At 63.5% G+C, this 24,398-nt stretch carries 23 protein-coding genes; 12 read left to right on the forward strand and 11 right to left on the reverse strand.

Translation table 11 applies throughout. The features are described 5' to 3' along the window. Positions 1-63: 63 nt before the first annotated feature. Genes folK through hda form a run of 4 tightly spaced genes read right to left on the reverse strand, consistent with a single transcriptional unit; the run spans position 64 to position 3,233 of the window. The gene (gene folK / locus D3872_RS13905) at positions 64-537 is read right to left on the reverse strand and encodes a 2-amino-4-hydroxy-6-hydroxymethyldihydropteridine diphosphokinase (RefSeq protein ID WP_119811335.1); all 474 of its coding nucleotides are present in this window, start codon (positions 535-537) and stop codon (positions 64-66) included. Beyond that, positions 534-1,898 (reverse strand): polynucleotide adenylyltransferase PcnB, encoded by a 1,365-nt coding sequence (gene pcnB, locus D3872_RS13910; RefSeq protein ID WP_119811336.1) that lies wholly within the window; start codon positions 1,896-1,898, stop codon positions 534-536. The genes folK and pcnB overlap by 4 nt, the downstream gene beginning before the upstream one ends. After that, positions 1,891-2,565 carry a histidinol-phosphatase gene (locus D3872_RS13915; RefSeq protein WP_119811337.1) on the reverse strand — a complete coding sequence of 225 codons (675 nt, stop codon included), beginning with the start codon at positions 2,563-2,565 and terminating at the stop codon, positions 1,891-1,893. The genes pcnB and D3872_RS13915 overlap by 8 nt, the downstream gene beginning before the upstream one ends. Further along, positions 2,562-3,233, reverse strand: a complete 672-nt coding sequence (gene hda / locus D3872_RS13920) for a DnaA regulatory inactivator Hda (protein ID WP_119811338.1) — start codon at positions 3,231-3,233, stop codon at positions 2,562-2,564. Before hda ends, D3872_RS13915 begins: the two co-directional genes overlap by 4 nt. Positions 3,234-3,496: 263 nt before the next feature. Between hda and purM the strand changes: the two genes are divergently transcribed. Then, on the forward strand, positions 3,497-4,540 hold the full coding sequence (gene purM, locus D3872_RS13925) for a phosphoribosylformylglycinamidine cyclo-ligase (protein ID WP_119811339.1): 1,044 nt from the start codon (positions 3,497-3,499) through the stop codon (positions 4,538-4,540). Positions 4,541-4,848: 308 nt separating this feature from the next. Here the strand turns inward: purM and D3872_RS13930 are convergent, their stop codons facing one another. From D3872_RS13930 to D3872_RS13960, 7 genes are all read right to left on the reverse strand, one after another. Then, complete coding sequence (locus tag D3872_RS13930; protein ID WP_119811473.1) at positions 4,849-6,063, reverse strand: 6-phosphofructokinase; 1,215 nt, start codon at positions 6,061-6,063, stop codon at positions 4,849-4,851. A gap of 61 nt (positions 6,064-6,124) precedes the next feature. Then, the gene (locus D3872_RS13935) at positions 6,125-8,131 is read right to left on the reverse strand and encodes a S9 family peptidase (protein WP_119811340.1); all 2,007 of its coding nucleotides are present in this window, start codon (positions 8,129-8,131) and stop codon (positions 6,125-6,127) included. 11 nt (positions 8,132-8,142) lie between these two features. Then, entirely contained in the window at positions 8,143-10,173 is a 2,031-nt protein-coding gene (locus D3872_RS13940; protein WP_119811341.1) for an alpha/beta hydrolase family protein, read from the reverse strand. A gap of 63 nt (positions 10,174-10,236) precedes the next feature. Next, a complete protein-coding gene (locus D3872_RS13945; protein ID WP_119811342.1) occupies positions 10,237-12,285 on the reverse strand; it encodes a VC_2705 family sodium/solute symporter in 2,049 nt (682 codons plus the stop codon). Then, a complete protein-coding gene (locus D3872_RS13950) occupies positions 12,282-12,599 on the reverse strand; it encodes a DUF4212 domain-containing protein (protein WP_370660967.1) in 318 nt (105 codons plus the stop codon). The genes D3872_RS13945 and D3872_RS13950 overlap by 4 nt, the downstream gene beginning before the upstream one ends. Beyond that, positions 12,596-14,119 carry a sensor histidine kinase gene (locus D3872_RS13955; protein WP_370660968.1) on the reverse strand — a complete coding sequence of 508 codons (1,524 nt, stop codon included), beginning with the start codon at positions 14,117-14,119 and terminating at the stop codon, positions 12,596-12,598. Before D3872_RS13955 ends, D3872_RS13950 begins: the two co-directional genes overlap by 4 nt. Further along, positions 14,116-14,826: a response regulator gene (locus D3872_RS13960; RefSeq protein ID WP_119811343.1), complete on the reverse strand. Its 711-nt coding sequence runs from the start codon at positions 14,824-14,826 to the stop codon at positions 14,116-14,118. Before D3872_RS13960 ends, D3872_RS13955 begins: the two co-directional genes overlap by 4 nt. A gap of 188 nt (positions 14,827-15,014) precedes the next feature. On the opposite strand from D3872_RS13960, the gene recA reads away from it, so the two are divergent. The 11 genes from recA (at position 15,015) to D3872_RS14015 (ending at position 24,264) form a co-directional block, all read left to right on the forward strand. After that, on the forward strand, positions 15,015-16,097 hold the full coding sequence (gene recA, locus D3872_RS13965; protein WP_119811344.1) for a recombinase RecA: 1,083 nt from the start codon (positions 15,015-15,017) through the stop codon (positions 16,095-16,097). 6 nt (positions 16,098-16,103) lie between these two features. Continuing rightward, complete coding sequence (gene recX, locus D3872_RS13970) at positions 16,104-16,553, forward strand: recombination regulator RecX (protein ID WP_119811345.1); 450 nt, start codon at positions 16,104-16,106, stop codon at positions 16,551-16,553. A gap of 357 nt (positions 16,554-16,910) precedes the next feature. Further along, positions 16,911-18,551, forward strand: coding sequence for a methyl-accepting chemotaxis protein (locus D3872_RS13975; protein ID WP_119811346.1), 1,641 nt, complete (start codon positions 16,911-16,913; stop codon positions 18,549-18,551). 191 nt (positions 18,552-18,742) lie between these two features. Further along, positions 18,743-19,312: a DUF2889 domain-containing protein gene (locus D3872_RS13980; RefSeq protein WP_119811347.1), complete on the forward strand. Its 570-nt coding sequence runs from the start codon at positions 18,743-18,745 to the stop codon at positions 19,310-19,312. Positions 19,313-19,396: 84 nt separating this feature from the next. Continuing rightward, entirely contained in the window at positions 19,397-20,566 is a 1,170-nt protein-coding gene (gene sucC / locus D3872_RS13985) for an ADP-forming succinate--CoA ligase subunit beta (RefSeq protein WP_119811348.1), read from the forward strand. Positions 20,567-20,581: 15 nt separating this feature from the next. After that, entirely contained in the window at positions 20,582-21,463 is an 882-nt protein-coding gene (sucD, locus tag D3872_RS13990; protein ID WP_119811349.1) for a succinate--CoA ligase subunit alpha, read from the forward strand. Positions 21,464-21,659: 196 nt separating this feature from the next. Beyond that, complete coding sequence (locus tag D3872_RS13995) at positions 21,660-22,232, forward strand: FHA domain-containing protein (RefSeq protein ID WP_119811350.1); 573 nt, start codon at positions 21,660-21,662, stop codon at positions 22,230-22,232. Positions 22,233-22,421: 189 nt separating this feature from the next. Then, on the forward strand, positions 22,422-22,868 hold the full coding sequence (locus D3872_RS14000) for a pilin (RefSeq protein ID WP_274381721.1): 447 nt from the start codon (positions 22,422-22,424) through the stop codon (positions 22,866-22,868). 371 nt (positions 22,869-23,239) lie between these two features. Continuing rightward, entirely contained in the window at positions 23,240-23,536 is a 297-nt protein-coding gene (locus tag D3872_RS14005; RefSeq protein ID WP_119811352.1) for an ArsR/SmtB family transcription factor, read from the forward strand. An 8-nt stretch (positions 23,537-23,544) separates the two neighbouring features. Next, complete coding sequence (locus D3872_RS14010; protein WP_119811353.1) at positions 23,545-23,802, forward strand: hypothetical protein; 258 nt, start codon at positions 23,545-23,547, stop codon at positions 23,800-23,802. 45 nt (positions 23,803-23,847) lie between these two features. Further along, positions 23,848-24,264 carry a hypothetical protein gene (locus D3872_RS14015; RefSeq protein ID WP_147373882.1) on the forward strand — a complete coding sequence of 139 codons (417 nt, stop codon included), beginning with the start codon at positions 23,848-23,850 and terminating at the stop codon, positions 24,262-24,264. Positions 24,265-24,398 lie beyond the last annotated feature (134 nt).

Raw genomic sequence — 24,398 nt, forward strand, 5'->3', positions numbered from 1 at the left:
GTAATGCCAACCGCGAGACCTTGCCGGATCGGCTGCGGAAGGCGAAGGATCCGGGCTTGATGGTCAGGAGAGGCGGGTGACGCCCTGGCCATTGACGGCGGCGACAAAATGCTGCGCCGGGCCGCGGCCGGGAACCTGTATGCCGGGTGCGATCTCGAGCAGGGGAATCAGCACGAAGCCGCGTTCCAGCATGCGCGGATGCGGCACCTGGAGCGTGGGGGTGCCGATGATCTCGTCGCCATACAACAGCACGTCGAGGTCGAGCGTGCGCGGCGCGTTGCGGTACGGCCGTTCGCGGCCGTGCGCCAGTTCGATGGCGTTCAGCGCCGCCAGCAGCTCGTGCGCGCCAAGCGCGGTGTCGATGCTGGCCACTGCGTTGATGTAGTCGGGCCCCGACGAATCGATGGGGGCGGTGCTGTATTTGGACGAGCTGGCAAGCAGGCGCGTGCCGGGCAGCGCTGCAAGGCGCGCCAGCGCGTCGTCGACGTTGGCCAGCGCATCGCCCAGGTTGGCGCCGATGCCGATGTAGGCGATCATTCCTCGCTCGGCGCGCTTTCGGCCTCGGCGCCCGCGCCCTTGTTGCGCGGTGCGCGGCGCGGCGCGCGCTTGCGCTTGGCGCCCGCCGGCGCCGAGTTGGCGGCGACGACCAGGTGTTCGCGCTCGGTGGCGTCGCCTTCGTAGAACGCGGTCCACCACTCGCCCAGTTCCATCTCGATTTCACCGGACTCGCAGCGCAGCAGCAGGAAGTCGTAGCCGGCGCGGAAGCGCGGGTGTTCCAGCAGCTTGTACGGGGTCTTGCCGTTGCGGCGCTCGAAGCGCGGCTGCATCGACCAGATGTCGCGCATGTCGGAGGCGATGCGGCGCTGCAGCGCCAGTTGTTCGGTTTGCGAATCGAGCACGTCGTCCGCCGCCAGGTGCAGGGCAGGGATCGGCGATTCGCCGGCGGCGCGGTAGGCGGTCCACTTCTCGACCACCTGGTGCCATAGCAGCGAGGCAAACAGGAAGCCCGGCGACACGCCCTTGCCGGCCTTGACGCGGTTGTCGGTCGATTCCAGCGCCAGGGTGACGAACTTCATTCCGATCGGCTGCTCCAGCACGACGTCGAGCAGCGGCAGCAGGCCGTGGTGCAGGCCTTCCTTGCGCAGCTGCTGCAGGCAGGCCAGCGCGTGGCCGCTCATCAGGAGCTTGAGCATTTCGTCGAACACGCGTGCGGCAGGCACATTGTCGATCAGCGGCGCCATCACGGGAATCGGCTCGCGCGTGGTGGGCTCGATGGTGAACTGCAGCTTGGCCGCGAAGCGCACCACGCGCAGCATGCGCACCGGGTCTTCGCGGTAGCGCGCTTCCGGCTGGCCGATGATGCGCAAGATCTTGTCGCGGATGTCGGCGATGCCGCCGTGGTAGTCCAGCACTTCCTGCGTGGCAGGGTCGTAGTACATCGCGTTGATGGTGAAGTCGCGGCGCATCGCGTCTTCGTGCTGCGGCCCGAAGCTATTGTCGCGCAGGACGCGGCCGTGTTCATCCTTGGGCGCGTTGGCGGCGCCGGCGCCGCGGAAGGTGGTCACCTCCAGCAGGTCCTGGCCGAACATCACGTGCACGATCTGGAAGCGGCGCCCGATGATGAAGGCGCGGCGGAACAGCTTCTTCACTTCTTCCGGCGTGGCGTTGGTGGCGATGTCGAAGTCCTTCGGCTTCACCCCCAGCAGCAGGTCGCGTACGGCGCCGCCCACCACGAAGGCCTTGAAGCCGGCTTCCTGCAAGGTTTGCGTCACGCGGATCGCGTTCGACGACAGCAGCTTCGGGTCGATTCCGTGTTCGGCTGCGCCCAGGATCAGGGGTTCGGTCGGGTCGCGCTGGTCTTTAACGCCAAGGAACTTGCGGATTAATTTTTTAATCATTGAATAAGTGAAGTGAAGGCCAGCCAAGGTTCGCCGCGTGCGCCGCCAGGGCAGCGTTCGGGTTGGTCGCGACAGGGTGGGTGACGACGGACAGCAGCGGGATGTCGTTATGCGAATCGCTGTAGAAGTGGCTGCGTTCGAACGCGGAAAGCGGCTTGCCGATTTTTTCAAGCCAGGCGTGGGTATGCACCACCTTGCCGGGGCCGGAGGTCGGCACGCCCAGCAGCTTGCCAGTGATGTTGCCCTGCGCGTCTTCCTCGGGAATCGCGGCAATCAGGTGTTCGACACCCAGCGCCTGCGCGATCGGCGCGGTGACGAAGCGGTTTGTTGCGGTGATGATGGCCACCAGGTCACCCTGGTCGAGATGGCGCAGCAGCAGGTCGAGCGCGCGCCGGCGGATGGCCGGCTTGATGACTTCGGCCATGAACTGCTCGTGCATCGCATTGAGCTGGGTGCGCGGGAAGCGCGCCAGCGTGCCGAGCGCGAATTCGAGGTATTCGGCCGGGTCCAGCGTGCCTGCCTGGTACTGGGCGAAGAATTCGTCGTTGCGGCGCTTGAATTCCACCGGATCTACGGCGCCGGTGCGGACCAGGAACTGGCCCCATTCGTAATCCGAATCGATCGGAAGGAGGGTGTGGTCGAGGTCGAACAGCGCCAGGTTTTTCATTCTTTCGGTTCCGATTGAAGCAGCAAATCGCGCAGCAGCGGCAGCGTGACCGGGCGCTGGGTCTCCAGCGAATATTGGTCAAGTGCGTCGAGCATCGTCGATAGCGAGCGCATATCGCGCTTGAAGTGGGATAGCAGGTAGGGTAACACGGAGGCCGACAGCGTCAGTCCGCGCGACTCGGCGGCATGGGTGAGGGCGGCGATCTTCTCGTCGTCCGACAGCCCGTGGATCTGGTAGATCAGGCCCCAGCCCATGCGGGTGCGCAGGTCTTCGCGCACGTGCAGCACAGCCGGCGGCACCGGGCCGGTGCTGACCATGTAGGCGCCGTGCTCGCGGATCTGGTTGAACAGGGCGAAGGCGTCGATCTGGGCCCGGCTCGAGAGCAGGTTGCAGTCGTCCAGCAGGTACAGGGAGATATCGGGGCTGTAGGCGAAGTCGGCGGCCGGGGCGTCGGCGGCGATGTAGCGCGAGCCGGGCGTGGCGGCCAGCGCCTGCAGCAGGTGGGTCTTGCCGGCGGCGGCCTCGCCCCACAGGTAGGCGAAATGTTCGCGCGACGAACGCTCGGCGAACTGATGCATCAGATGCGCCAGTTCGGCGTTCTGTCCCACCTCGAACGAATCGAGGCTTTGCGCCTGGTCTGCGCCTAGATCGAGCACCAGCTGTTTCATGGCGTTCGTTTCATCCTGAATTCCCTGCTTTCCGCATCATTTGCATCCGGCATTATAAAAGCTGTTGCCCTGGCCCGTGGAATTCCCAGCTGGCAGGATGCGAATGAAAAGGGCATGTATGTGTTGTAATCTCGGTAAACCGGCTGCGGGCGGGGCATTTTGATAAAATAGCGGATTGACCAGTTCCTGGCCTCGGCGGCACGCCGAAATGGCCGGGCTGATTCACCGCCTTCTATTTTACCGCCTCCGCTGCGAAATACACCATGAGCCAACCTTCAAATGTTTCCCTTTCCTACCGCGATGCCGGCGTCGATATCGATGCGGGCGACGCCCTGGTCGAAGCAATCAAGCCGTTTGCCAAGCGCACCATGCGCGAAGGTGTCATGGGCGGGCTTGGCGGCTTCGGCGCCATGTTCGAGATCAGCAAGAAGTACAAGGAGCCAGTCCTGGTCTCCGGCACCGACGGCGTCGGCACCAAACTCCGCCTCGCCTTCGACCTGAACCGCCATGACACGGTCGGCATCGACCTGGTCGCGATGAGCGTCAACGACATCCTGGTGCAGGGCGCCGAGCCGCTGTTCTTCCTCGACTACTTCGCATGCGGCAAGCTGGACGTGCCGACCGCCACCGCCGTCGTCAAGGGCATCGCCCAGGGCTGCGAGCAGGCAGGCTGCGCGCTGATCGGCGGCGAAACCGCCGAGATGCCGAGCATGTACCCCGCCGGCGAATACGACCTGGCCGGCTTCGCGGTCGGCGCGGTCGAAAAGTCGCAGATCATCGACGGCACCAAGATCGTTCCGGGCGACGTCATTCTCGGCCTGGCATCGTCGGGCGTGCACTCGAACGGCTACTCGCTGGTCCGCAAGATCATCGAAGTGGCCAAGCCTGACCTGGAAGCCGACTTCCACGGCCGCAAGCTGTCGGACGTGCTGATGGAGCCAACCCGCATCTACGTCAAGCCGCTGCTGGCGCTGATGGCCTCGATGGAAGTCAAGGGCATGGTGCACATCACCGGCGGCGGCCTGGTGGAAAACGTGCCGCGCGTACTGCAGCCGAACGTCACCGCGGTGCTGGATTCGAAGGCATGGACCATGCCGCCGCTGTTCCAGTGGCTGCAGCAGCATGGCGGCGTGGCCGACGCCGAGATGCACCGCGTGTTCAACTGCGGTATCGGCATGATCGTCATCGTCTCGAAGGAAAATGCGGATGCGGCGTTTGCGCAGCTGCAGGCGGCTGGTGAGACTGTGTACCGCGTCGGCGCTATTCGCGAACGTCAGGGCGACGAGCACCAGACCATTGTCGAATAAGTCTTCGGCAGCAATGAACATAACGGCGCCTTCGTGGCGCCGTTTGTTTAGGTGCTCGGCAATCAACACGAGCGATCAGATTGCATATTCAGCATGGATTCCCGCGGAGCCGCCGAGGCGTGCGCGGGAAGTCGGGTCCGCCAATGGCGGGCACGACGGACCTGGTGCCACGGGTCCTAAACTTGTCGTTCCCGCGGAAGCCTCGGCGGCCCCGCGGGAACCCATGCTGACTCATCGAAGTCGTGCGAGCCGCTTAGCACGATCAGCGAACGCTTTCTCCATAGCGAGCGTTTCGGTTTCGTGAGTGCTCACTTGTTGAGGATTTTTTCCACCGGCGCTGGCCTCAGTCGGTACGCATCCGGCATGTGCGATCCGAGCAAAGGCCGCAGGTACAGGCGGAACGCGTCGGTCACGTCGGTGCCTTCGGCGCTCAGGAACTCGTCCTCCATCACGCGGGTCTTGCCTGCCACCGCTTCAAGCGGCATCAGTTCATAGTCGACCGAGTAGTAACCAGTGCGCTTGATCGCCACCGACCCGTCGCGGTCGCCCCACATTGCGAATTGCACCGCTTTCTCGCCGACCTCGCGCGCCTCGCGCTGGTCAACGTCCGACACGCAGCCGATGAAGGAGCGCTGCAGGTAGCCGAAGGTATCGCCGCGTACCCGCTTGATGCCCAGCTTCGATTTGATCTCGTCGCACAGCAAATCGGCCAGCGCGCCGGTGCCGGACAGCTGCACGTTGCCGTGCGCATCGCGCTCGACTTCCTTGGCCAGCAGCGTCGCAATTGCCTCGCCCGATTCATCGTGGATGCCTTCGGACACCGCGATCACGCAACGGCCATGGCGCTCGTAAGCTGCCTTCACATCGGCCAGGAACTTCTCCAGGTCGAACACGCGCTCAGGCACGTAGATCAGGTGCGGCCCGTCGTCCGGGAACTTCTTGCCCAGCGCGGAAGCGGCGGTCAGGAAGCCCGCATGCCGGCCCATGACGACGCCGACGTAGATGCCCGGCAGCGAAGCGTTGTCGAGGTTCGCACCTGCGAACGCCTGCGCCACGAAGCGTGCGGCCGACGGGAAGCCCGGCGTGTGGTCGTTGCCGACCAAATCGTTGTCGATGGTCTTGGGAATGTGGATGCAGCGCAGTGGGTAACCTGCCTTGCGCGCCTCTTCGCTGACGATACGCACAGTGTCGGACGAGTCGTTTCCGCCGATGTAGAAGAAGTGCTCGATCTCGTGCGCGCGCAGCACCTCGAAGATCTTGTGGCAATAGGCCAGGTCGGGCTTGTCGCGGGTGGAGCCAAGCGCCGAAGACGGTGTATTGGCCACCAGCTCCAGGTTGTGGCTGGTCTCCTGCGTCAGGTCGACGAAATCCTCGTTGACGATGCCGCGCACGCCGTGCAGTGCGCCATAGATCCGCGTCACGTGGCGGAAGCGCCGCGCTTCGAGCACGACGCCGGCCAGCGACTGGTTGATCACGGCGGTAGGCCCGCCTCCCTGTGCGACGAGGATTTTTCCGGACGACATGCGCAGCTCCTTGGACAAGTGTTGGCGATGCCGTCCAGATTACCGCAAAACTGCCGCTGTGTTACGGCTTGCCGATATGCTTGTCGAGGAATTTTTCGACACGGGTCCAATAGTCGTACTTATTTTCCGGCACCACCCAGCCGTGTCCTTCCCTCGGGTACGCGATCCATTCGACGTTCGGATTGTTCTTCTTCACGGCCGCGTGGAAGCGTTCGCCGTAGCGCAGCGGCACGCGCCGGTCGGCGCCGCCGAAGGACAACAGCAGCGGCTGGGTAATCCGGCCGGCGTGTTCGAGCGGCGACGCCGCCTTCAACAGCGCCGCCTCCTTGTCCGGGTCGCCGATCAGTTGCGGCACTACATACTTGCGGTAGCGCTCCATCGTCTCTCCCTCCGTGAACCAGCCTGGCTCGGTCAGAATGCTCATCTCGGTCACCGCGTAACTGGCGATGCCGCACTTGAAGATGTCTCGGTCCTTCGCCAGTCCCATCAGCGCCGCATACCCGCCGTAGCTGGCGCCGACGATGCAGACCCGATTCGGATCTGCCACGCCCTGCGCCACTGCCCATTTCGCGCCGTCGGCCAGGTCGTCCTGCATCGCCATGCCGTACTGCTTCCAGCCAGCGCGGAAGTGCGCATGGCCGAAGCCCCGGCTTCCGCGGAATTCCGGCTCAATCACGGCATAGCCGCGCGAGGCGAGGAACTGCGGCACCTGGGTCCATCCCCAGCTGCTGCCTCGGATGAACGGGCCGCCGTGCACCAGCACGATCAGCGGCAGGCCGGTGCGCTGTCCACCCGGCGGCAACGTGAGCACTGCCGGCACCTGCAGCCCGTCGCGCGCTGCGTAGCTTACCGTCTGCTGGCGGCCCATTTGCGAGGCCTTGATGCCCGGCCGGCTGGCGCCTACCGGCTTGATCGCGCCGGTCTCGGAATTGAACAGCGACCAGGCCTTCGGCTGCACGTCGGAATACGATTCCACCAGCACCCATGGCGTTTCCGGCCGCGCCGGCAGCGACACCAGGTTGACGGTGTCCGGCAGGCGCTGGTCGATCCTGGCCTGCATCGCCTTCATGCCCTCGTCGAACCACACGGTATTCTCACCATCAGTGGTCACCCGCACGCCCAGCAGCTTGCCCTGGCCGATGATGAGTCGACCGCTGAAGTCGTGGTCCTCGGTCACCACCAGCGGCTTGCCGCTTACCTTGCCGGCGGCGAGGTCGAAGGCGTGCACGGCCGTTTTGTCCTTGCCGGCGGCGGCAACGACGTACAGGATGCCGTCCGGACCGAATGCGAGCGGGCGTATGACGTCCTGCTTGCCGATGAAGGTGCCGAAGCTGGCGCTCTTGCGCCATTCGCCGCTGGCGTGGTCGCGGTAATGGATGCTGGCGATGCCGTCGTCGGCGGCGACGGCCAGGCGCGGTTCGCCGCGTTCGTCCAGCAGCCACGATTGGGCATGGTCCGGCCGCGGCACCAGCGCCGTCTTGCCGGAATAGGTATCGAGGCGCATCAGGTTGACGTGGCTGATGCCGTCCACGCCGGCGAAGTTCGGGCTGTAGACGTACACGCTGTCGGAATCCTGTGCGCCGTCCTGGTTCATCATGAAGGTCGTCACCTTCTGCACCTTCTGCGGACGGCCGGAGTTGTTGGAAGGGCCCGGGTAGCTGCGCCGCTCCGCCAGCAGCCGCAGCTTGCCGCCGTTGCGGTCGACAGCGTACAGCCCCGGGCCATACTGCCAGTCCGCCTGTCCCACGGTCAGGTCGATGGTGTCGAAGATCAGGCGTCCCTTGTTCACCCAGCGCACCTTGCCGATGTCGACGTCGGTGAAGCGCGTGCTGCTGATCACCTTGTCGGTGGCCAGGTCGATCACGGTCAGCGCCGACCGCTGCCCCCGCTTGGCGACGCGCATGGCCAGCGAACGGCCATCGGGCGACAGCACCGCGCCGTCAAGTTCTGCGTTCTCGAAAAAGCGTTCGACCGGAGAACGTGCGTCGGCGGCGTACGCGGCAGGGAAGCCACCGGCGACAAGGGCAAACACGCAAAGACCGATGGCGCGGGTGAAGGGCAGGGACATGGATTCTCCGGTTACTTGGATTGAGTGCCGGATGGCCCGATATGGCGATCGAGGAACTTCTCGACGCGGGACCAGAAGTCCACGCGGGTCTTCGGCTGGGTCCAGCCGTGGCCTTCGTCGTCGTACACGATCAGTTCCACATCTGGATTCCCTGGCTTGACCGCATCGTAGAACTTGCGGCCGTGGTAATGCGGGACGCGCTGGTCGACGCCGCCGTAGGCCATCAACAGCGGCTGCTTGATGCGCGCCGCCTGTTCCAGTGGCGATGTGGCCTTGAAGCGGGCCGCATCTTCCTTGGGATCGCCGATCAGGACCGGCATGCCGTACTGCTTGTAGGTCTGGCCTGCGTCGTCGATGGCGCTGCCGTGGCCGGTGAAGAGGAGGTTGATGTCGGTGACGCCAATCCAGTTGATGCCGCATTTGTACAGGTCAGGATCGTTCACCAGGCCCATCAGCGTGGCGTAGCCGCCGTAGCTGGCGCCGGCGATGCAGATGCGCTTCGGATCGGCGATGCCCTGTGCGATGGCCCAGCGCGTGCCGTCGGCGATATCGTTCTGCATCGCCAGGCCCCATTGCTTCCAGCCGGCGCGGAAGTGCCTCTCGCCGTAGCCTTTGCTGCCGCGGAATTCAGGTTCGAGCACAGCATAGCCGCGCGAGGCGAGGAACTGCACATCGGATTTCCAGCCCCATTCTCCGCCGCGCACATGTGGGCCGCCATGGACCAGCACGACCATCGGCAGGTCCTTGCGCTTGCCTCCCTTCGGTATCGTCAGCCAGGCGGGAATGTCCATGCCGTCGCGCGTCTTGTAGCGCACCAGTTCCTGGCTTGCCATCTGCGATGCCACGATCCTTTCATGGAAGTCGCCGACCTTGTTCAGCTTGCCGGTCTCGGCGTTGAACAGCGCAATAGTGGTCGGCTGCACGTCGGAATACGAGGTGACCAGCACCCACGGCGTCTCCGCGCGGGCGGCGACGTCGAGCAGGTTCACCGTCGATGGCAGCAGGGCATCCACCTTGGCCTGGAGCGCTTTCATGTCGGGGCCGAACCAGGCGGTCGCGCGTGCGTCGCTCAGGTAGCGCACGCCCAGCAGCTTGTCGCGGCTGGTGACCAGGCTGCCGCTGAAATCGAAGTCGGCAAGCTTGATGACCGGCTGTGCGCTCACGCGGCCAGTGGCGAAGTCGAAAGTATGCAAGCCGGACTTGTCATCGGAACTCCAGGCGCTGACATAGAGCGTGCCGTCCGGGCCGAAGGCAACCGGGTTGAAGACGTTCTCATTGTCCTTGTACAGGTTGAACGAGGCCAGCTTGCGCCAGTTGCCGTCAGCCGGGTCGCGGTACATGAGGGTCTGGATGTCCTTGTCGACCAGCGTGGCCAGGCGCGGTTCGCCCTTGTGGTCGAGCGTCCATCCCTTGACCAGTCCCGGGCGCTTCACGTGCTCGGTGCGTCCGGTCAGGGTGTCAAGGCGCATCAGGTTAATGTATTCGACTTCGTCATTGTTGCCGTTGCCAAACTTCGCGTTGGTGATGTAGACCGATTTCGAATCCTGCCTGCCGAACTGCTGTACCAGGTAGTGGTCCGACCGCAGGATCGTATTGGTGCGACGGGAGGCATCGCGCGGCCCATCGCTGACGGCGATGAGTTGCATGAAGCCGCTGCCGTCGCGGTTCACCGCGAACAGGCCGGGCGCAAACTGGCGCGCCCCGGGGCCGAGCCGTTTGTCGTTGGTGTCGTACACGAGCCGCTCGTTGTCGATCCAGTAGAAGTTACCGATATCGGCAGACTGGAACTGCGCCACCACCTTGATCGCATTCTTGTCGAGGTCGACCACGGCGAGGCGGTCGCGCGTTCCCTTGCCGCCAAAGCGGACCGCCAGCGAACGTGCATCAGGCGCCAGCGCGGCCGAACTGAATTCCGGATTGTCGAAGAAGTATTCGATCGGTACCGGCGCCGCAGCCGGTGCCGGCGATTGGGAATGGGCCGCGGACAAGGATGCCAGGGCAAGCACGGCGGCGCTCACGGTCAACAAGAATGCTGTACGCATAAGTATGAGTTATTAATAAATGAATAACTCTCAGAATAACATTGCCCCGGTTGTATATGCCAGCTACTCCGGCGAGCGGATGTGGTCGACCAGCGCGTCGGAGCGGCGCCCCGGCGGTGCCGTCAGCAGGCTGACAACGATCATCACCGCGATCCCGGCAGGTACGCCGAAAATGCCCGCGGATATCGGCGCGATGTGGAACCACTGGCCGGCCGCCGAGCCGCCCGCCATCGGCAGCGTGTGCAGCATGTAATACACACAGACGACGAAGCCCGCGGCCATTCCGGCGATCGCGCCCTGATGGTTGGCGCGTTTCCAGAACACGCCCAGCACCAGCGCCGGGAACAGCGTCGACGCCGCGAGCGAGAACGCCGCCCCCACCAGCGACAGGATGTCGGCCGGTTTCTGCGAAGCGGCGTAGGCCGCGATGAAGGCCACCGCCAGCAGCAGCAGCTTGGAAATCGTCACCCGCTTCTGGGTCGATGCGGCCGGGTCGACCATCTTGTAATAGACGTCGTGCGACAGCGCGTTGGAGATCGCCAGCAGCAGGCCGTCCGCGGTCGACAGCGCGGCAGCCAGCCCGCCCGCCGCCATCAGCCCCGAGATCACATACGGCAGGCCGCCGATTTCGGGCGTGGCCAGCACCAGCACGTCGCCGTCGATGGCGATTTCGGCCAGCTGCAGGATGCCGTCGCGGTTGATGTCGGTGATGCTGATCAGGGGATTGACCTTGTCCACATTGGCCCAGTACGAGATCCAGTCGGGCAGGCGCGCGAATTCGGCGCCCACCAGCGAACTGTAGATGTCGTACTTGACCAGCACCGCCAGCGCCGGGATGGTCAGGTACACCAGCAAAATGAAGAACAGGGTCCAGAACACCGAGCCGCGGGTTTCGCGCACCGACGGCGTGGTGTAGGAGCGCATCAGGATGTGCGGCAGCGCGGCCGTGCCCAGCATCAGGCAGAACACCAAGGCGAGGAAGTTGTTGCGGCGGATATCGGACTGTTCGCGGTCTTCGCCGGGAAAGGGCGTGGCGTGCGGCACCGGCGCGCGCGAGCGGGCCAGGTTGGCGGCGCGCCTGGCGGTCCACAATTCCGCCGCCTCCTCGGCATCCTTCGGGTAGGCGGCAAGCGTCCGTTCGGCGGCGCGGATTTCGGCCAGCGAGGCATCGCGCAGGCGGACTTCGTCAAGCCTGCGCTGGGCGTCCACCTTGCCGCTTTCCCACGACGCCGGCAGCGCCGCCAGCCGGGCGCCGTAGTCGTCGGCGCGCTGGCGGAACACCGCGCGCACCTCCAGCTCCTTCGGATCGACGGCCAGCGCCGCCTCGCGCTGCGCCAGCTTGGGCATCACCGAGCCGTAGGCCAGCTGGGGCAGCGGGTTGTCCGCGTGCTTCACCGACAGCCACATGGTCGGTATCAGGAAGGCGACCAGGATGATGATGTACTGCGCCACCTGGGTCCAGGTGATGCCGCGCATCCCGCCCAGGAAGGAGCACACCAGGATGCTGGCCAGGCCGAGGAAAATTCCGACCGAGAAGTCGACGCCCGTGAAGCGCGAGGCGATCAGCCCCACCGCGTAGATCTGCGCCACCACGTAGGTGAACGACACGATGATGGTGGCGCCTACCGCCATCGCCCGCACCGGTCCGCCGCGCCCGCCCGCGCCGCCGCCGTAGCGCGCGGCCAGGAAGTCGGGGATGGTGTACTGGGCGAAGCGGCGCAGGTAGGGCGCGATCAGCAGCGCCACCAGGCAGTAGCCGCCGGTCCAGCCCATGATGTAGGCCAGGCCGTCGAAGCCGTGCAGGTACAGGCCGCCGGCCAGGCTGATGAAGCTGGCGGCCGAGATCCAGTCGGCCGCGGTGGCCATGCCGTTGAACAGCGACGGTACCCGCCGTCCCGCCACGTAGTACTCGGACACGTTGGAAGTGCGGCTGATGACGCCGATCGCCGCGTACAGCATGATGGTGGCGAACATGAAGGAATAGCCGATCCACAGGCGCGGCATGCCTTCCTGCTCCAGCAGCGCGATCGCGGCAATGAAGCCGCCGAAGCCGGCGGTGTACCAGAGATAGTAGCGGCGCAGCTTGAGGAAATAGGGAGAGGCGGTGATCATGCGATTTCCCGCTGGCGCTGCTCGAATTCGCGGTCGGCGCGCAGCATCACGGCGGCGTACACGCCGATGATGGCGAGGTAGGCCAGCGAGGCGCCTTGTGCGGCGAGGTAAAACGACAGCGGCCAGCCAAGGATGGACAGCCCGGCCAGCTCGCGCGCGAAGAACACCGTGCCGAAAGTGGTGGCAAACCAAAGCGCCAGCAGCAGTCCGGTGACGCGGCGGGTGCGGCGCCAGTGGGCGGCGCGCGCGGTCACCAGTTCGTGCATGCGGCGGGCGGCGAGGCCCGCGTCTTCGTGTTCTGCTGCTTCGGTCATTCGGCGTCCTCGATGGCGGCGGGCGGCGGCGGGAAGGTAACCCGCATCAGGCAGCCCGGCAGCTTGCGCGCGAAGCCGCGCGGATTGGAAAACACGTCGACCTCGGCGCCGTGCTGCTGCGCGATCTCGCGCACGATGGACAGCCCCAGCCCGCTGCCGCTGGCGCTGCTGCCCAGGATGCGGTAGAAGCGCTCGAACACGTTGGCGCGTTCGGCGGGCGCGATGCCGGGGCCGGTGTCTTCCACTTCCAGGATGGCCTGGCCGGCGTCGCTGCGCACCCGAACCGTGACGCTGCCGCCGGCCGGCGTGTAGCGGATCGCGTTGTCGATCAGGTTGGACAGCAGCTCGCGCAGCATCATCGCGTTGCCGTCGATGTTGACGCTGGTGTCGCCGGCTTCGAAGCCGAGGTCGATCCGGCTGGCGAACGAGGCCTGGACCCAATCCTGCACCACGCCGCGCGCCAGTTCGTTGAGGTCGATCTGCTCGAACGCCAGGCCGGTGTGCGGCTGGTTCTCGGCGCGCGCGAGTGCCAGCAGCTGGTTGACCAGGCGGGTGGCGGACTCCGAACTTTTGGCCAGCTGTTCGAGCGAGCGGTGGATTTCGTCCGGGTCGAGCTGGCGCAGCGCCAGTTCCGACTGCATGCGCATGCCGGCCAGCGGTGTCTTCATCTGGTGGGCGGCATCCGCGATGAAGCGCTTCTGCATGTCGATGGTCTGCGACAGGCGCCCGAGCATGTCGTTGAGCGAGCCGACCAGCGGCGAGATCTCTTCCGGCACCTGGCGCGAATCGATCGGCGACAGGTCGTCCGGCCGGCGCGCGCGGATGCGCGCCTGCAGTTCGGCCAGCGGCGACAGGCCGCGCGCCAGCGCGAACCACACCAGCGCAAGCACGATCGGCAGGATGATGAACTGGGGCAGGATCACGCCCTTGATGATTTCGTTGGCCAGGTGGGCGCGCTTGTCGAGCGTTTCGGCCACCTGCACCAGCGCGGCGTGAGGTGCGGTGTCCTGCGCGGCCGGGCGCAGGTTGACGTAGCTGAACGCCACTCGCACCTCGGCGCCGTGCATCACGTCGTCGCGGAAGTGCACGCCGCCGCTGCGGTAGTTCTCTGGGTCGGGAGGGCGCGGCAGGTCGCGGTCGCCGTCGACGTATTCGCCGCGCGGGCCAGCCACCTGGAAGTAGATGCTGTCGGTGTCGTCGGCGCGCAGGATGTCGCGCGCGCTGCCGGCCAGCCGCGCCACAGTGCGGCCGTCCACCTCGCGCACCTGTTGCGCCAGCACTGTCACGCTGTCTTCCAGCGCGTGGTCGAAAGGCTGGTTGGCGATCGACTTGGCCACCAGGTAGGTGATCGCGATACTCATTGGCCACAGCAGCAGCAGCGGCGCCAGCATCCAGTCGAGGATTTCGCCGAACAGCGAATGCTGGATGCTCTCTTCGGGTTCGGCGCCGGGCGGCTGGTACAGCTCGGGCGGCAGCGGCGGCTCGGTGGCGCCGGACAGCCCGGCGTCGCGCTCGTTCACTTCGAATCGGGAGGCAGGTCCGTGCCGGCGCGCGCGGCATCGGGGTATTTTTCAAGGCAGTAGCCCAGCCCGCGCACGGTGGCGATGCGCACGCCGCCCACCTCGATCTTCTTGCGCAGGCGATGCACGTACACCTCGATGGCGTTGTTGGACACTTCCTCGCCCCATTCGCACAGGTGGTCGACCAGCTGCTCCTTCGACACCAGCCGGCCGGTACGCGCCAAAAGAATCTCGAGCAGGCCCAGTTCGCGCGCCGACAGGTCGAGCATCTGGTCGTTGACGTAGGCGCTGCGGCCGACCTGGTCGTACACCAGCGGGCCATGGCGGATCACGGTGGGGCCGCCGCCGGCGCCGCGCCGGGTGAGGGCGCGCACCCGCGCTTCCAGCTCGGACAGGGCGAACGGCTTGGCCATGTAGTCGTCGGCGCCGAGGTCGAGGCCATTGACGCGCTGTTCGATCGAATCGGCGGCGGTGAGGATCAGCACCGGCAGCAGCGACGAGCGCGCGCGCAGGCGGCGCAGCACTTCGAGGCCGGACATGCGCGGCAGGCCAAGGTCGAGGATCAGCAGATCGAATTCCTGGGTGGACAGGGCGGTGTCGGCCTCCTGGCCGTTGCGCACGCAGTCGATCGCGTAGCCCGACTGGCGCAGGGAACGGGTCAGTCCGTCGGCAAGTACACTATCATCTTCGGCAAGTAAAATACGCATGAGGCACCGGAACAGTCGGGCTGGCAGGGAGGTCTATTGTGTTTCATTTTCCCCAACCCTGCGAGAGTAATCATGATTTTTGACCTATTCCGCGATATATGCAAGTAGCGCTTGCAAAGAACACTGTTTTTTTATACAGTATCGACTGATTCGAGTGAACCCGCCCTTTTTCAGACTGAAAGAAGATTATGGACGACAAAAAAAACGTGTTGAATGCCGCTGAAAAGGGCAAGGCGCTGGCCGCCGCCCTGGCGCAGATCGAAAAGCAGTTCGGCAAGGGTTCCGTCATGCGCATGGACGCCAGCACCCCGGTCGAGGAAGTCCAGACCGTGTCGACCGGCTCGCTGGGCCTCGACATCGCCCTCGGCGTCGGCGGCTTGCCGCGTGGCCGCATCGTCGAAATCTACGGCCCTGAATCCTCGGGTAAAACCACGCTGACCCTGCAGACCATCGCCCAAATGCAAAAGCTGGGCGGCACCTGCGCCTTCATCGACGCGGAGCACGCGCTCGACGTCACCTACGCACAAAAGCTGGGCATCAACCTGTCCGAGCTGCTCATTTCCCAGCCGGACACCGGCGAACAGGCGCTTGAAATCACCGACGCGCTGGTGCGCTCGGGTTCGGTCGACCTGGTGGTCATCGACTCGGTGGCGGCACTGACCCCGCGCGCCGAAATCGAAGGCGACATGGGCGACTCGCTGCCGGGGCTGCAGGCACGCCTGATGTCCCAGGCGCTGCGCAAGCTGACCGGCTCGATCAACCGCACCAACACGCTGGTCATCTTCATCAACCAGATCCGCATGAAGATCGGCGTGATGTTCGGCAGCCCGGAGACCACCACCGGCGGTAACGCGCTGAAGTTCTACGCGTCGGTACGCCTGGACATCCGCCGCACCGGCTCGATCAAGTCGGGTGACGAAGTGATCGGCAACGAAACCAAGGTCAAGGTCGTCAAGAACAAGATCGCGCCGCCGTTCAAGGAAGCGCACTTCGACATTCTTTATGGAGAAGGCACGTCGCGCGAAGGCGAAATCCTGGACCTGGGCGCCGACAACAAGGTCATCGAGAAGTCCGGTTCCTGGTACAGCTACAACGGCGAACGTATCGGCCAGGGCAAGGACAACGCGCGCATCTTCCTGAAGGAACGCCCGGCTCTGGCGCGCGAAATCGAAAACAAGGTACGCGCCGCGTTGGGCGTGCGCGAACTGCCGCCGCCAGTGGGCGAAGAAGCTGCACCAAAGGCAGCCAAGCTGAAAGCGGTTGCCGAGTAATCGGCGATGCGGCCCAAGCTTAGCCTGAAAGGCCGTGCCCTCCGCTACCTGTCGATGCGGGAGCACAGCCGGCTGGAACTGGGGCGCAAGCTGTCGCGGTATGCGGAAGAGGGCGACGACGTCGACGCCCTTCTGGATTTTCTAGAGAAGAACAACTGGCTGTCGCAGGAGCGTTTTTCCGAATCGCTGGTACACCGGCGGTCCGCGCGCTTCGGCAACAGCCGCATCATGGCCGAGCTGCAAAGCCACGGCGTGGGCGGCGAAGCCTTGCAGGAAGTGAAGGCCGAGCTGGCCGACACCGAATTAAAGCGCGCGCGCGATTTATGGCGGCGCAGGTTTGGCGAGGTCGCGACCGACCCGGCCGAGCGCAACAAGCAGATGCGATTCCTGATGCAGCGCGGTTTCTCGCAGCGCGCCATCTTTACCGCGCTGAAGGGTGAAGAGGACGACGACTGAAAGCGCCCGAGGCTTCCTGCGAGGCCGCCTTCCGTTGTTGATGGGCAGCCCGCGCCGCCCATCTCCTCACCAACAGCGGGCGGCCCCGCCGGCGGCAACGACCACGTTCCCGATGTTTTCCCGTTTCGGGAAGTCGATTCGGCGGATGCGCGGCCTCGGCGGCAGCCGCGTTATCCGCCCTACAGGTATTTCGGTTAGGAAACTGTAGGGCGGATAAGCGCCTGCGCGCATCCGCCGAACTTCGATGTCCTGCCTCTGAATTTGTTGGCTTACGGAAATTTTTGAGCTACATCAAAGATTTCCCGCACCCAAATCCCTATCCTGCCTATTGACTAAGATCAAAGACAGGATAGACCCATGCTCCGCAACCTCACCATCAAATCCCGCCTGCTGTTCGTCATCGGATTTATGTCGATCCTGCTCGTCAGCGGCGGCGTCATCGGCATTTTCAGCCTCGGCATGGCCAACCAGGCGATGAAATCCAACTACGAACACCGCCTCGTTCCCGTGGAATACCTCGACCAGGTGATCCGCATCGTCGACAAGAACCAGCTGTCCGTGGCGCTGGCCCTGACCAGCGACCCCGCCGCCATCGCGCGTGAAGTCGCCGACATCGAAAAGCGCGCCGCCCTGGTCGGCCAGATCTGGCAGCGTTACCAGGCCATCGCCCCTGTTGGCGAGGAGAAGGAAGTCGCTGACAAATTCATCGCCAGCCGCAGCAGGTATGTGGCGCAGGGCCTGAACCCCGCACTCGCCGCCCTGCGCGCCGGCGACATCGAAGCCGCGCGCCAGGTGCTGCACGGCCCGATGAAGCAGCTGTTCAAACCCGTGCAGGAAAACATGGACCTGCTGCTGCGCCACCAGATCGAACTGGCCCGCGCTGAATTCGAGGACAGCCAGCGCATCTACAAGCTGGTGCGCATCAGCTGCATCACCGGCATCGTCTTCGGCGTCATCATCTCCAGCCTGGTCGGCCTGTGGCTGATCCGCGCTATCTCGCGCCCGGTCGGCAAGGCAGTCAAGGTTGCCCGCAGCGTGGCCCAGGGCGACTTGACCCAGCAAATCGAAGTGAGCACCCAGGATGAAACCGGCCAGCTGATGGCCGCACTGAAGGACATGAACGCCAATCTTGTGGCCATGGTGCGCAAGGTCCATGCCGGGTCCGACGAAATCTCGTCCGCCTCGACCCAGATCGCCTCGCGCAACGCCGACCTCTCCGGCCGCACCGAGCAGCAGGCCAGCTCGCTGGAGGAAACCGCGGCGTCGATGGAGGAACTGACTTCCACCGTGCGCCAGAACGCCGACAACGCCCGCCAGGCCAACCAGCTGGCCCAGTCCGCGTCCGACGTGGCGCTCAAGGGCGGCGAGGTGGTGGCGCAGGTGGTCACCACCATGGGCTCGATCAACGCGTCGTCGACGAAGATCGTCGACATCATCGGGGTAATCGACAGCATCGCCTTCCAGACCAATATCCTCGCCTTGAACGCGGCAGTGGAGGCCGCCCGCGCCGGTGAACAGGGCAGGGGCTTTGCCGTGGTCGCCTCCGAGGTGCGCCACCTGGCCCAGCGCTCCGCGGCGGCCGCCGGCGAAATCAAGACCCTGATCGGCGATTCGGTGGACAAGGTCGAAAGCGGCACTCGCCTGGTCGACGAAGCTGGTGCCACGATGGCGGAGATCGTCGAGCGCGTGCGCCGCGTCACCGACATCATGGGCGAAATCACGTCGGCCAGCGCCGAGCAGAGTTCCGGCATCGAGCAGGTCAACCGCGCCATCGCCCTGATGGACGAAGCCACCCAGCAGAACGCGGCCCAGGTGGAGGAAGCCGCCGCGGTGGCCGAACTGCTGCGCGACCAGGCCCACTCGCTGGCCCAGGCAATCAGCGTCTTCAAACTGGGCGAGCCGGCCCCGCAGGCGCAGCCAACCGAAGGCGCTGCACCGGTGCCACGCCGGCGCCGCAGCGCACAAACGCCGCGCCTGGCCACCGCGATGCAATATTGACGGCATTGCAATTATGCCAAAGGCGGCAGGGGCAAAAGCATGTTCGGCCGCAATGGCGGTCCTACATGTGATAAACTTTTGGGGTTTAAGCAGCGCCGCATGAGCGGTGTTCGTCCGCAGAAGCTGCGGCGACGTGCATCAGCACACTAGCTGCATACTATTTATTGCCGTATTTGCGGCATCCGGTTCTTATGCCCCTGTCACCTCCCGTCGCGCGCGTATTACGGCACACCCGCGCCATCCAAGTCGAAGCGTTCAAACGCGACGATGGCCTATGGGATCTCGACGCGCGCATCACCGACATCAAGGACAAGGAAGTCACGCTCGCCTCGGGTGTCCGCGAAGCGGGAACGCCGCTGCACGACCTGCGCCTGCGCATCACCATCGACCTGAACCTGAACATCGTCGACGCCGAAGCCGCGTCTGACGCGGTTCCCTATCCCGGCTATTGCGACGTGATCGGCCCTGCCTACAAGCAGCTGGTCGGCCTATGCCTGATGAAGGGTTTCCGCGCCGGCCTGAAGGAACGCCTGTCGGGCGTGCTGGGCTGCACCCACCTGACCGAGCTGGCCCAGGTGCTGCCGACCGCCGCCATCCAGGCCTATGCCAACGATGTCATCAAGACACGCGACGGCGACAGCGACGACGATCTGCTGCCGAACCGCCCATTCCAGATCGACAAGTGCCACGGCCTGCGCGCCGATGGCCCTGCGGTCGAAAAATATTACCCACGCTGGTACGTCAAGCCGGCGGCAAATTAGCGTCAGATTCACCGTTTTTCCGAAGTCCCATTTTGCATCTCAACCGTATTTCTACAAATCAGCAACATAAGAAGGGAAGCCAGCATGAAAATCCATGAGTATCAAGGCAAAGAAATCCTCCGGCAATTCGGAGTGACGGTACCGCGCGGCATCCCGTGCATGTCCGTGGAAGAAGCTGTCAAAGCTGCTGAAACGCTGGGCGGCCCGGTATGGGTAGTCAAGGCGCAGATCCATGCTGGCGGCCGCGGCAAAGGCGGCGGCGTCAAGGTTGCCAAGTCGCTGGAACAAGTCAAGGAATACGCTGACCAGATCATGGGCATGCAGCTGGTAACGCACCAGACCAGCCCTGAAGGCCAGAAAGTACGCCGCCTGCTGGTTGAAGAAGGCGCGGACATCAAGAAAGAACTGTACGTGTCGCTGGTTACCGACCGCGTCAGCCAGAAGGTCGTGCTGATGGCGTCGTCGGAAGGCGGCATGGACATCGAAGAAGTCGCCCACTCGAACCCGGAAAAAATCCACTCGATCGCGATCGACCCGGCTGTCGGCCTGACCGACGCGGAAGCGGACGACATCTCGGCCAAGATCGGCGTGCCTGCCGCTTCGATCGCCGACGCGCGCAAGCAGCTGCAAGGCCTGTACAAGGCGTACTGGGAAACCGACGCATCGCTGGCTGAAATCAACCCGCTGATCCTGACCGGCGACGGCAAGGTCATCGCACTGGACGCCAAGTTCAACTTCGACGCGAACGCGCTGTACCGCCAGCCAGAAATCGTCGCTTTCCGCGACCTGGACGAAGAAGACCCGGCTGAAGTCGAAGCATCGAAGTTCGACCTGGCCTACATCTCGCTCGACGGCAACATCGGCTGCCTGGTCAACGGCGCCGGCCTGGCTATGGCCACCATGGACACCATCAAGCTGTTCGGCGGCGAGCCAGCCAACTTCCTCGACGTGGGCGGCGGTGCGACGGCAGAAAAAGTGACCGAAGCATTCAAGATCATGCTGAAGAACCCTGGCCTGAAAGCCATCCTGGTTAACATCTTCGGCGGCATCATGCGCTGCGACGTGATCGCCGAAGGCGTGATCACCGCATCCAAGGCCGTTTCCCTGCAAGTGCCGCTGGTCGTGCGCATGAAGGGCACCAACGAAGACATCGGCAAGAAGATGCTGGCCGACTCCGGCCTGCCGATCATCTCGGCCGATACGATGGAAGACGCAGCGAAGGCCGTGGTTGCCGCTGCTGCTGGTAAAGCCTAATTCGAAGGAAATAACATGTCGATCCTGATTAATAAAGATACAAAAGTTGTCACCCAAGGGATTACCGGCAAGACCGGTCAGTTCCACACCCGCATGTGCCGCGACTACGCGAACGGCAAGGCCGCATTCGTTGCTGGCGTGAACCCGAAGAAAGCCGGCGAAGACTTCGAAGGCATTCCAATTTTCGCCAACGTCACCGAAGCGAAAAAAGAAACCGGCGCGAACGTGTCAGTCATCTACGTACCGCCAGCAGGCGCGGCTGCCGCGATCTGGGAAGCTGTCGAAGCCGAGCTGGACCTGGCGATCTGCATTACCGAAGGCATTCCTGTCCGCGACATGATGGCCCTGAAGGACCGCATGGCAAAAGCAGGTTCCAAGACCCTGCTGCTGGGCCCTAACTGCCCAGGCCTGATCACCCCTGACGAAATCAAGATCGGCATCATGCCGGGCCACATCCACAAGAAGGGCCGCATCGGCGTGGTATCGCGCTCCGGCACCCTGACCTATGAAGCAGTCGGCCAGCTGACCGCACTGGGCCTGGGCCAGTCTTCGGCAGTGGGCATCGGCGGCGACCCGATCAACGGCCTGAAGCACATCGACATCATGAAGATGTTCAATGACGATCCTGATACCGACGCGGTTATCATGATTGGCGAGATCGGCGGCCCGGACGAAGCCAACGCGGCGTACTGGATCAAGGACAATATGAAGAAGCCGGTGGTTGGCTTCATCGCCGGTGTAACCGCACCTCCGGGCAAGCGCATGGGCCACGCCGGTGCGCTGATCTCGGGCGGCGCAGACACCGCGCAAGCCAAGCTGGACATCATGGAAGCCTGCGGCATCAAGACCACCAAGAACCCGTCGGAAATGGCGAAGCTGCTGAAAGCAATGCTGTAATTTGTAACCAGGTACAAAGGTAGTCAATAATAACGGGGAGCGTTTTCGCTCCCCGTTTTTTCTGTGTCGGTATGTGTGAACTGAATTGCTACACGTTATTCCGTCGTTCCCGCGCACGCGGGAGCCCATGCTGAGACTGCTATGTAGTAGCGCTTGCGAAAGACACAGCATGGCGCCCGGCCCTTGGAGACCTGAAGTGCCCAAAATCATCATCTCGCACGGCGACACAGTGGAGCAGGAGGTCGAGCTGACCAAGCCGCGCATGACCATCGGACGCCATCCTCACAACGACATCGTGATCGACCACCGCGCCATCAGCGGCCAGCATGCCGCCATTACTTTCGATGGCGGCGTTACACAGGTAGAAGACCTGGGCAGCACCAATGGAACCTTGGTCAATGGCCAGCGGATCGCGCGCCAGACCCTGGCCGACCGCGACGTTATTACCTTGGCACTGCACACCTTGAGCTATGTCGGCACCGCAGCTCCCCCGCAAGCCCCTGCTGCCCCGCTGAAGGCGTCGGTCGAGGTTATGAACGGCCCCAACGCCGGCAAAACCCTGAAACTGGTGAAACCACTTACCACCCTCGGCACCCCCGGGGTAATGGTCGCAGTGATTGGCCGCCAGGCGGAACGATTTTTTGTCGACCAGGTCGAAGGTACTGCAGCGCTGCTCGTCAATGGGCTGCCCACTGAGCAACGCGAGCTTCTCGACGGAGATACGATTGATCTCTCCGGAACCCAGATGAAATTTTCTGTCACATCTTGATCCGTGACAAATTGCGCCTCGGCAACTGACAAAAAATGTCAGTAAACCGGACGAAAAATGGCGGTTTTGATCGGTTTTGATATCGCCGAGCTAATAAAAACGGGTTGAAACGAGCTGGCACGCCAATTGCTCATATGGAAGAGCGGTAGCACTGCACAACACAAATTAACCCCTGACGGAGAGACCACCATGAAATCGATGAAAATGATGAAGAAACAAGCACAAGCCGGCTTCACCCTGATCGAACTGATGATCGTTGTTGCAATTATCGGTATCCTGGCAGCGGTAGCAATTCCTGCATACCAGAACTACGTCGCCAAGTCGAAGTTCGCTGCAGCACTGGGTGAAGTCTCGGCGGCCAAGACTCCGTTCGATGTCATGATGAACGACGGCGCGGGACCCGCTGCAATCGGCGATCTGCCAGTCCAGGCATCGACCGCTAACTGCACCCTGGCACTTGTTGCTGCAAATGGCGGCCTCACGTGCACGATCGTCGGCGGTCCAACTGCTGTCGCAACCAAGGTTATCACCCTGACCCGTACGGCTGCTGGCGCATGGACCTGCGCAGCTAACGTCCTGGCTGCAGACCAGACCAAGATCATCGGCCCAGCAGCTGTCTGCACCGCCAACGGCTAATATCAGCCCGCTGCTCACGCAGCCATCCTGAAAATCCCGCGTGCGCAAACACGCGGGATTTTTCTATGGGCGAACGGTTTTTGATGTTCGGCGTATCTTGCAACCACGACGTGCGGAAATTTGGCCGCGATACCGACAAAAAATGTTATGTCGGCGACGAGAATTGGCGATATGGCCATCCGTAAAGGCAGAGCGATTCCACAAATTGCTGGCACGCCATTTGCTGATGAAGTCAGCAGGTAACGGCTTCAACCAGCCGCTCGCCGCTATCGTGATGACCCGACTGGAGCGAGGTCGCTCTTGACTTCCTTTCACGTGTAAACTATTCTTTACACGTGAAAGTAAAACCCCAACCACCCGAAGGAGATCAAATGCTGGCGATGCTGTCGGCGCTTGCCAATCCGCACCGGCTGCGCATCATCGCGGCGCTGGCGGAGGGCGGACGCAACTACGTCAGCCAGCTTGCGCGCGAGATCGGCATCAGCCGGCCGCTTTTGCATTTGCACCTGCAAAAGCTCCAGAACGTCGGCCTCGTCACCAGCCAGCTTGAACTGTCGGACGGTGGCAAAGCGTTTAACTACTTCGAAGTAAGCAACTTCAATTTCGAGCTCACGCCAACCGCCATCGCGGAAGCCGTGAAGACCCTGACCATCAACCTTGAGAAGTAGGAGTTCCTATGCCTGAACATGTGTTCTTCATCACCCTCAGTATCTTCTTCGGCACGATCTTGCTCATCTTCGGCATGAAGTATTTCTCGGCCATCCAGCAGGCCAAGGCGCGCAGTGCGAGAGATGAGGCCTACCGCGATATCGCAGCAAAAGCGGTAGCGGCACAGGCTGAAACCGCGGCGACGCTGGCTGCCGTCAATGCAACGCTCGCGGACCTCAAGACCCGCCTGGCGGCAGTGGAAAAGATGCTGCGCGAAGTTGAGTAGTACTTGGCCGTCTACCGTCTAACTAACCGGAAAGGAAGTGATGCCGTGTCTGAAGTCAGCACCTTGAGGCTCTATCTGTTGAGAGCCATGTATCTGTTAATCGCGGTGGGCCTGGCCCTGAGCATTTGGCCATCGATCATCTTCCCGCCGTCCGTCACCGCCAATTCGAGCACGGTGGTCCGCTCGCTGCTCGGCGCGCTCGCGCTGATGTCCTTGCTTGGCTTGCGCTATCCCCTCCAGATGCTCCCGTTACTGATGTTCGAGCTGGTCTGGAAAGTCATCTGGATCGTCGCGTTCGCTTTGCCAATGTGGATGGGGCCCGGCCTCGATGCCTACGCCAGCGAAACCTTGTTCGCCACCGCCATGGGCGTGATCCTTGTTCCGCTGGTGCTGCCGTTTGGTTACATACTTCGCCATTACTTCAAGGCACCTTCGACGCCAGCGAAAACCGCACCCAGCTAAAATTGGGCGCTATTCCTTACGCAAACTCGATCAGCCCGACCAGCAACCGGCTGATGATCACGGCACGACCCGATCAAAGTACCAGTAATGCTTACGACGCGGCCGGCAATCTTGTTGGCGACGGCGTGAACACT

Origin of the sequence: Massilia cavernae, from assembly GCF_003590855.1 — a bacterium.
Lineage (GTDB): Bacteria > Pseudomonadota > Gammaproteobacteria > Burkholderiales > Burkholderiaceae_D > Telluria_A > Telluria_A cavernae.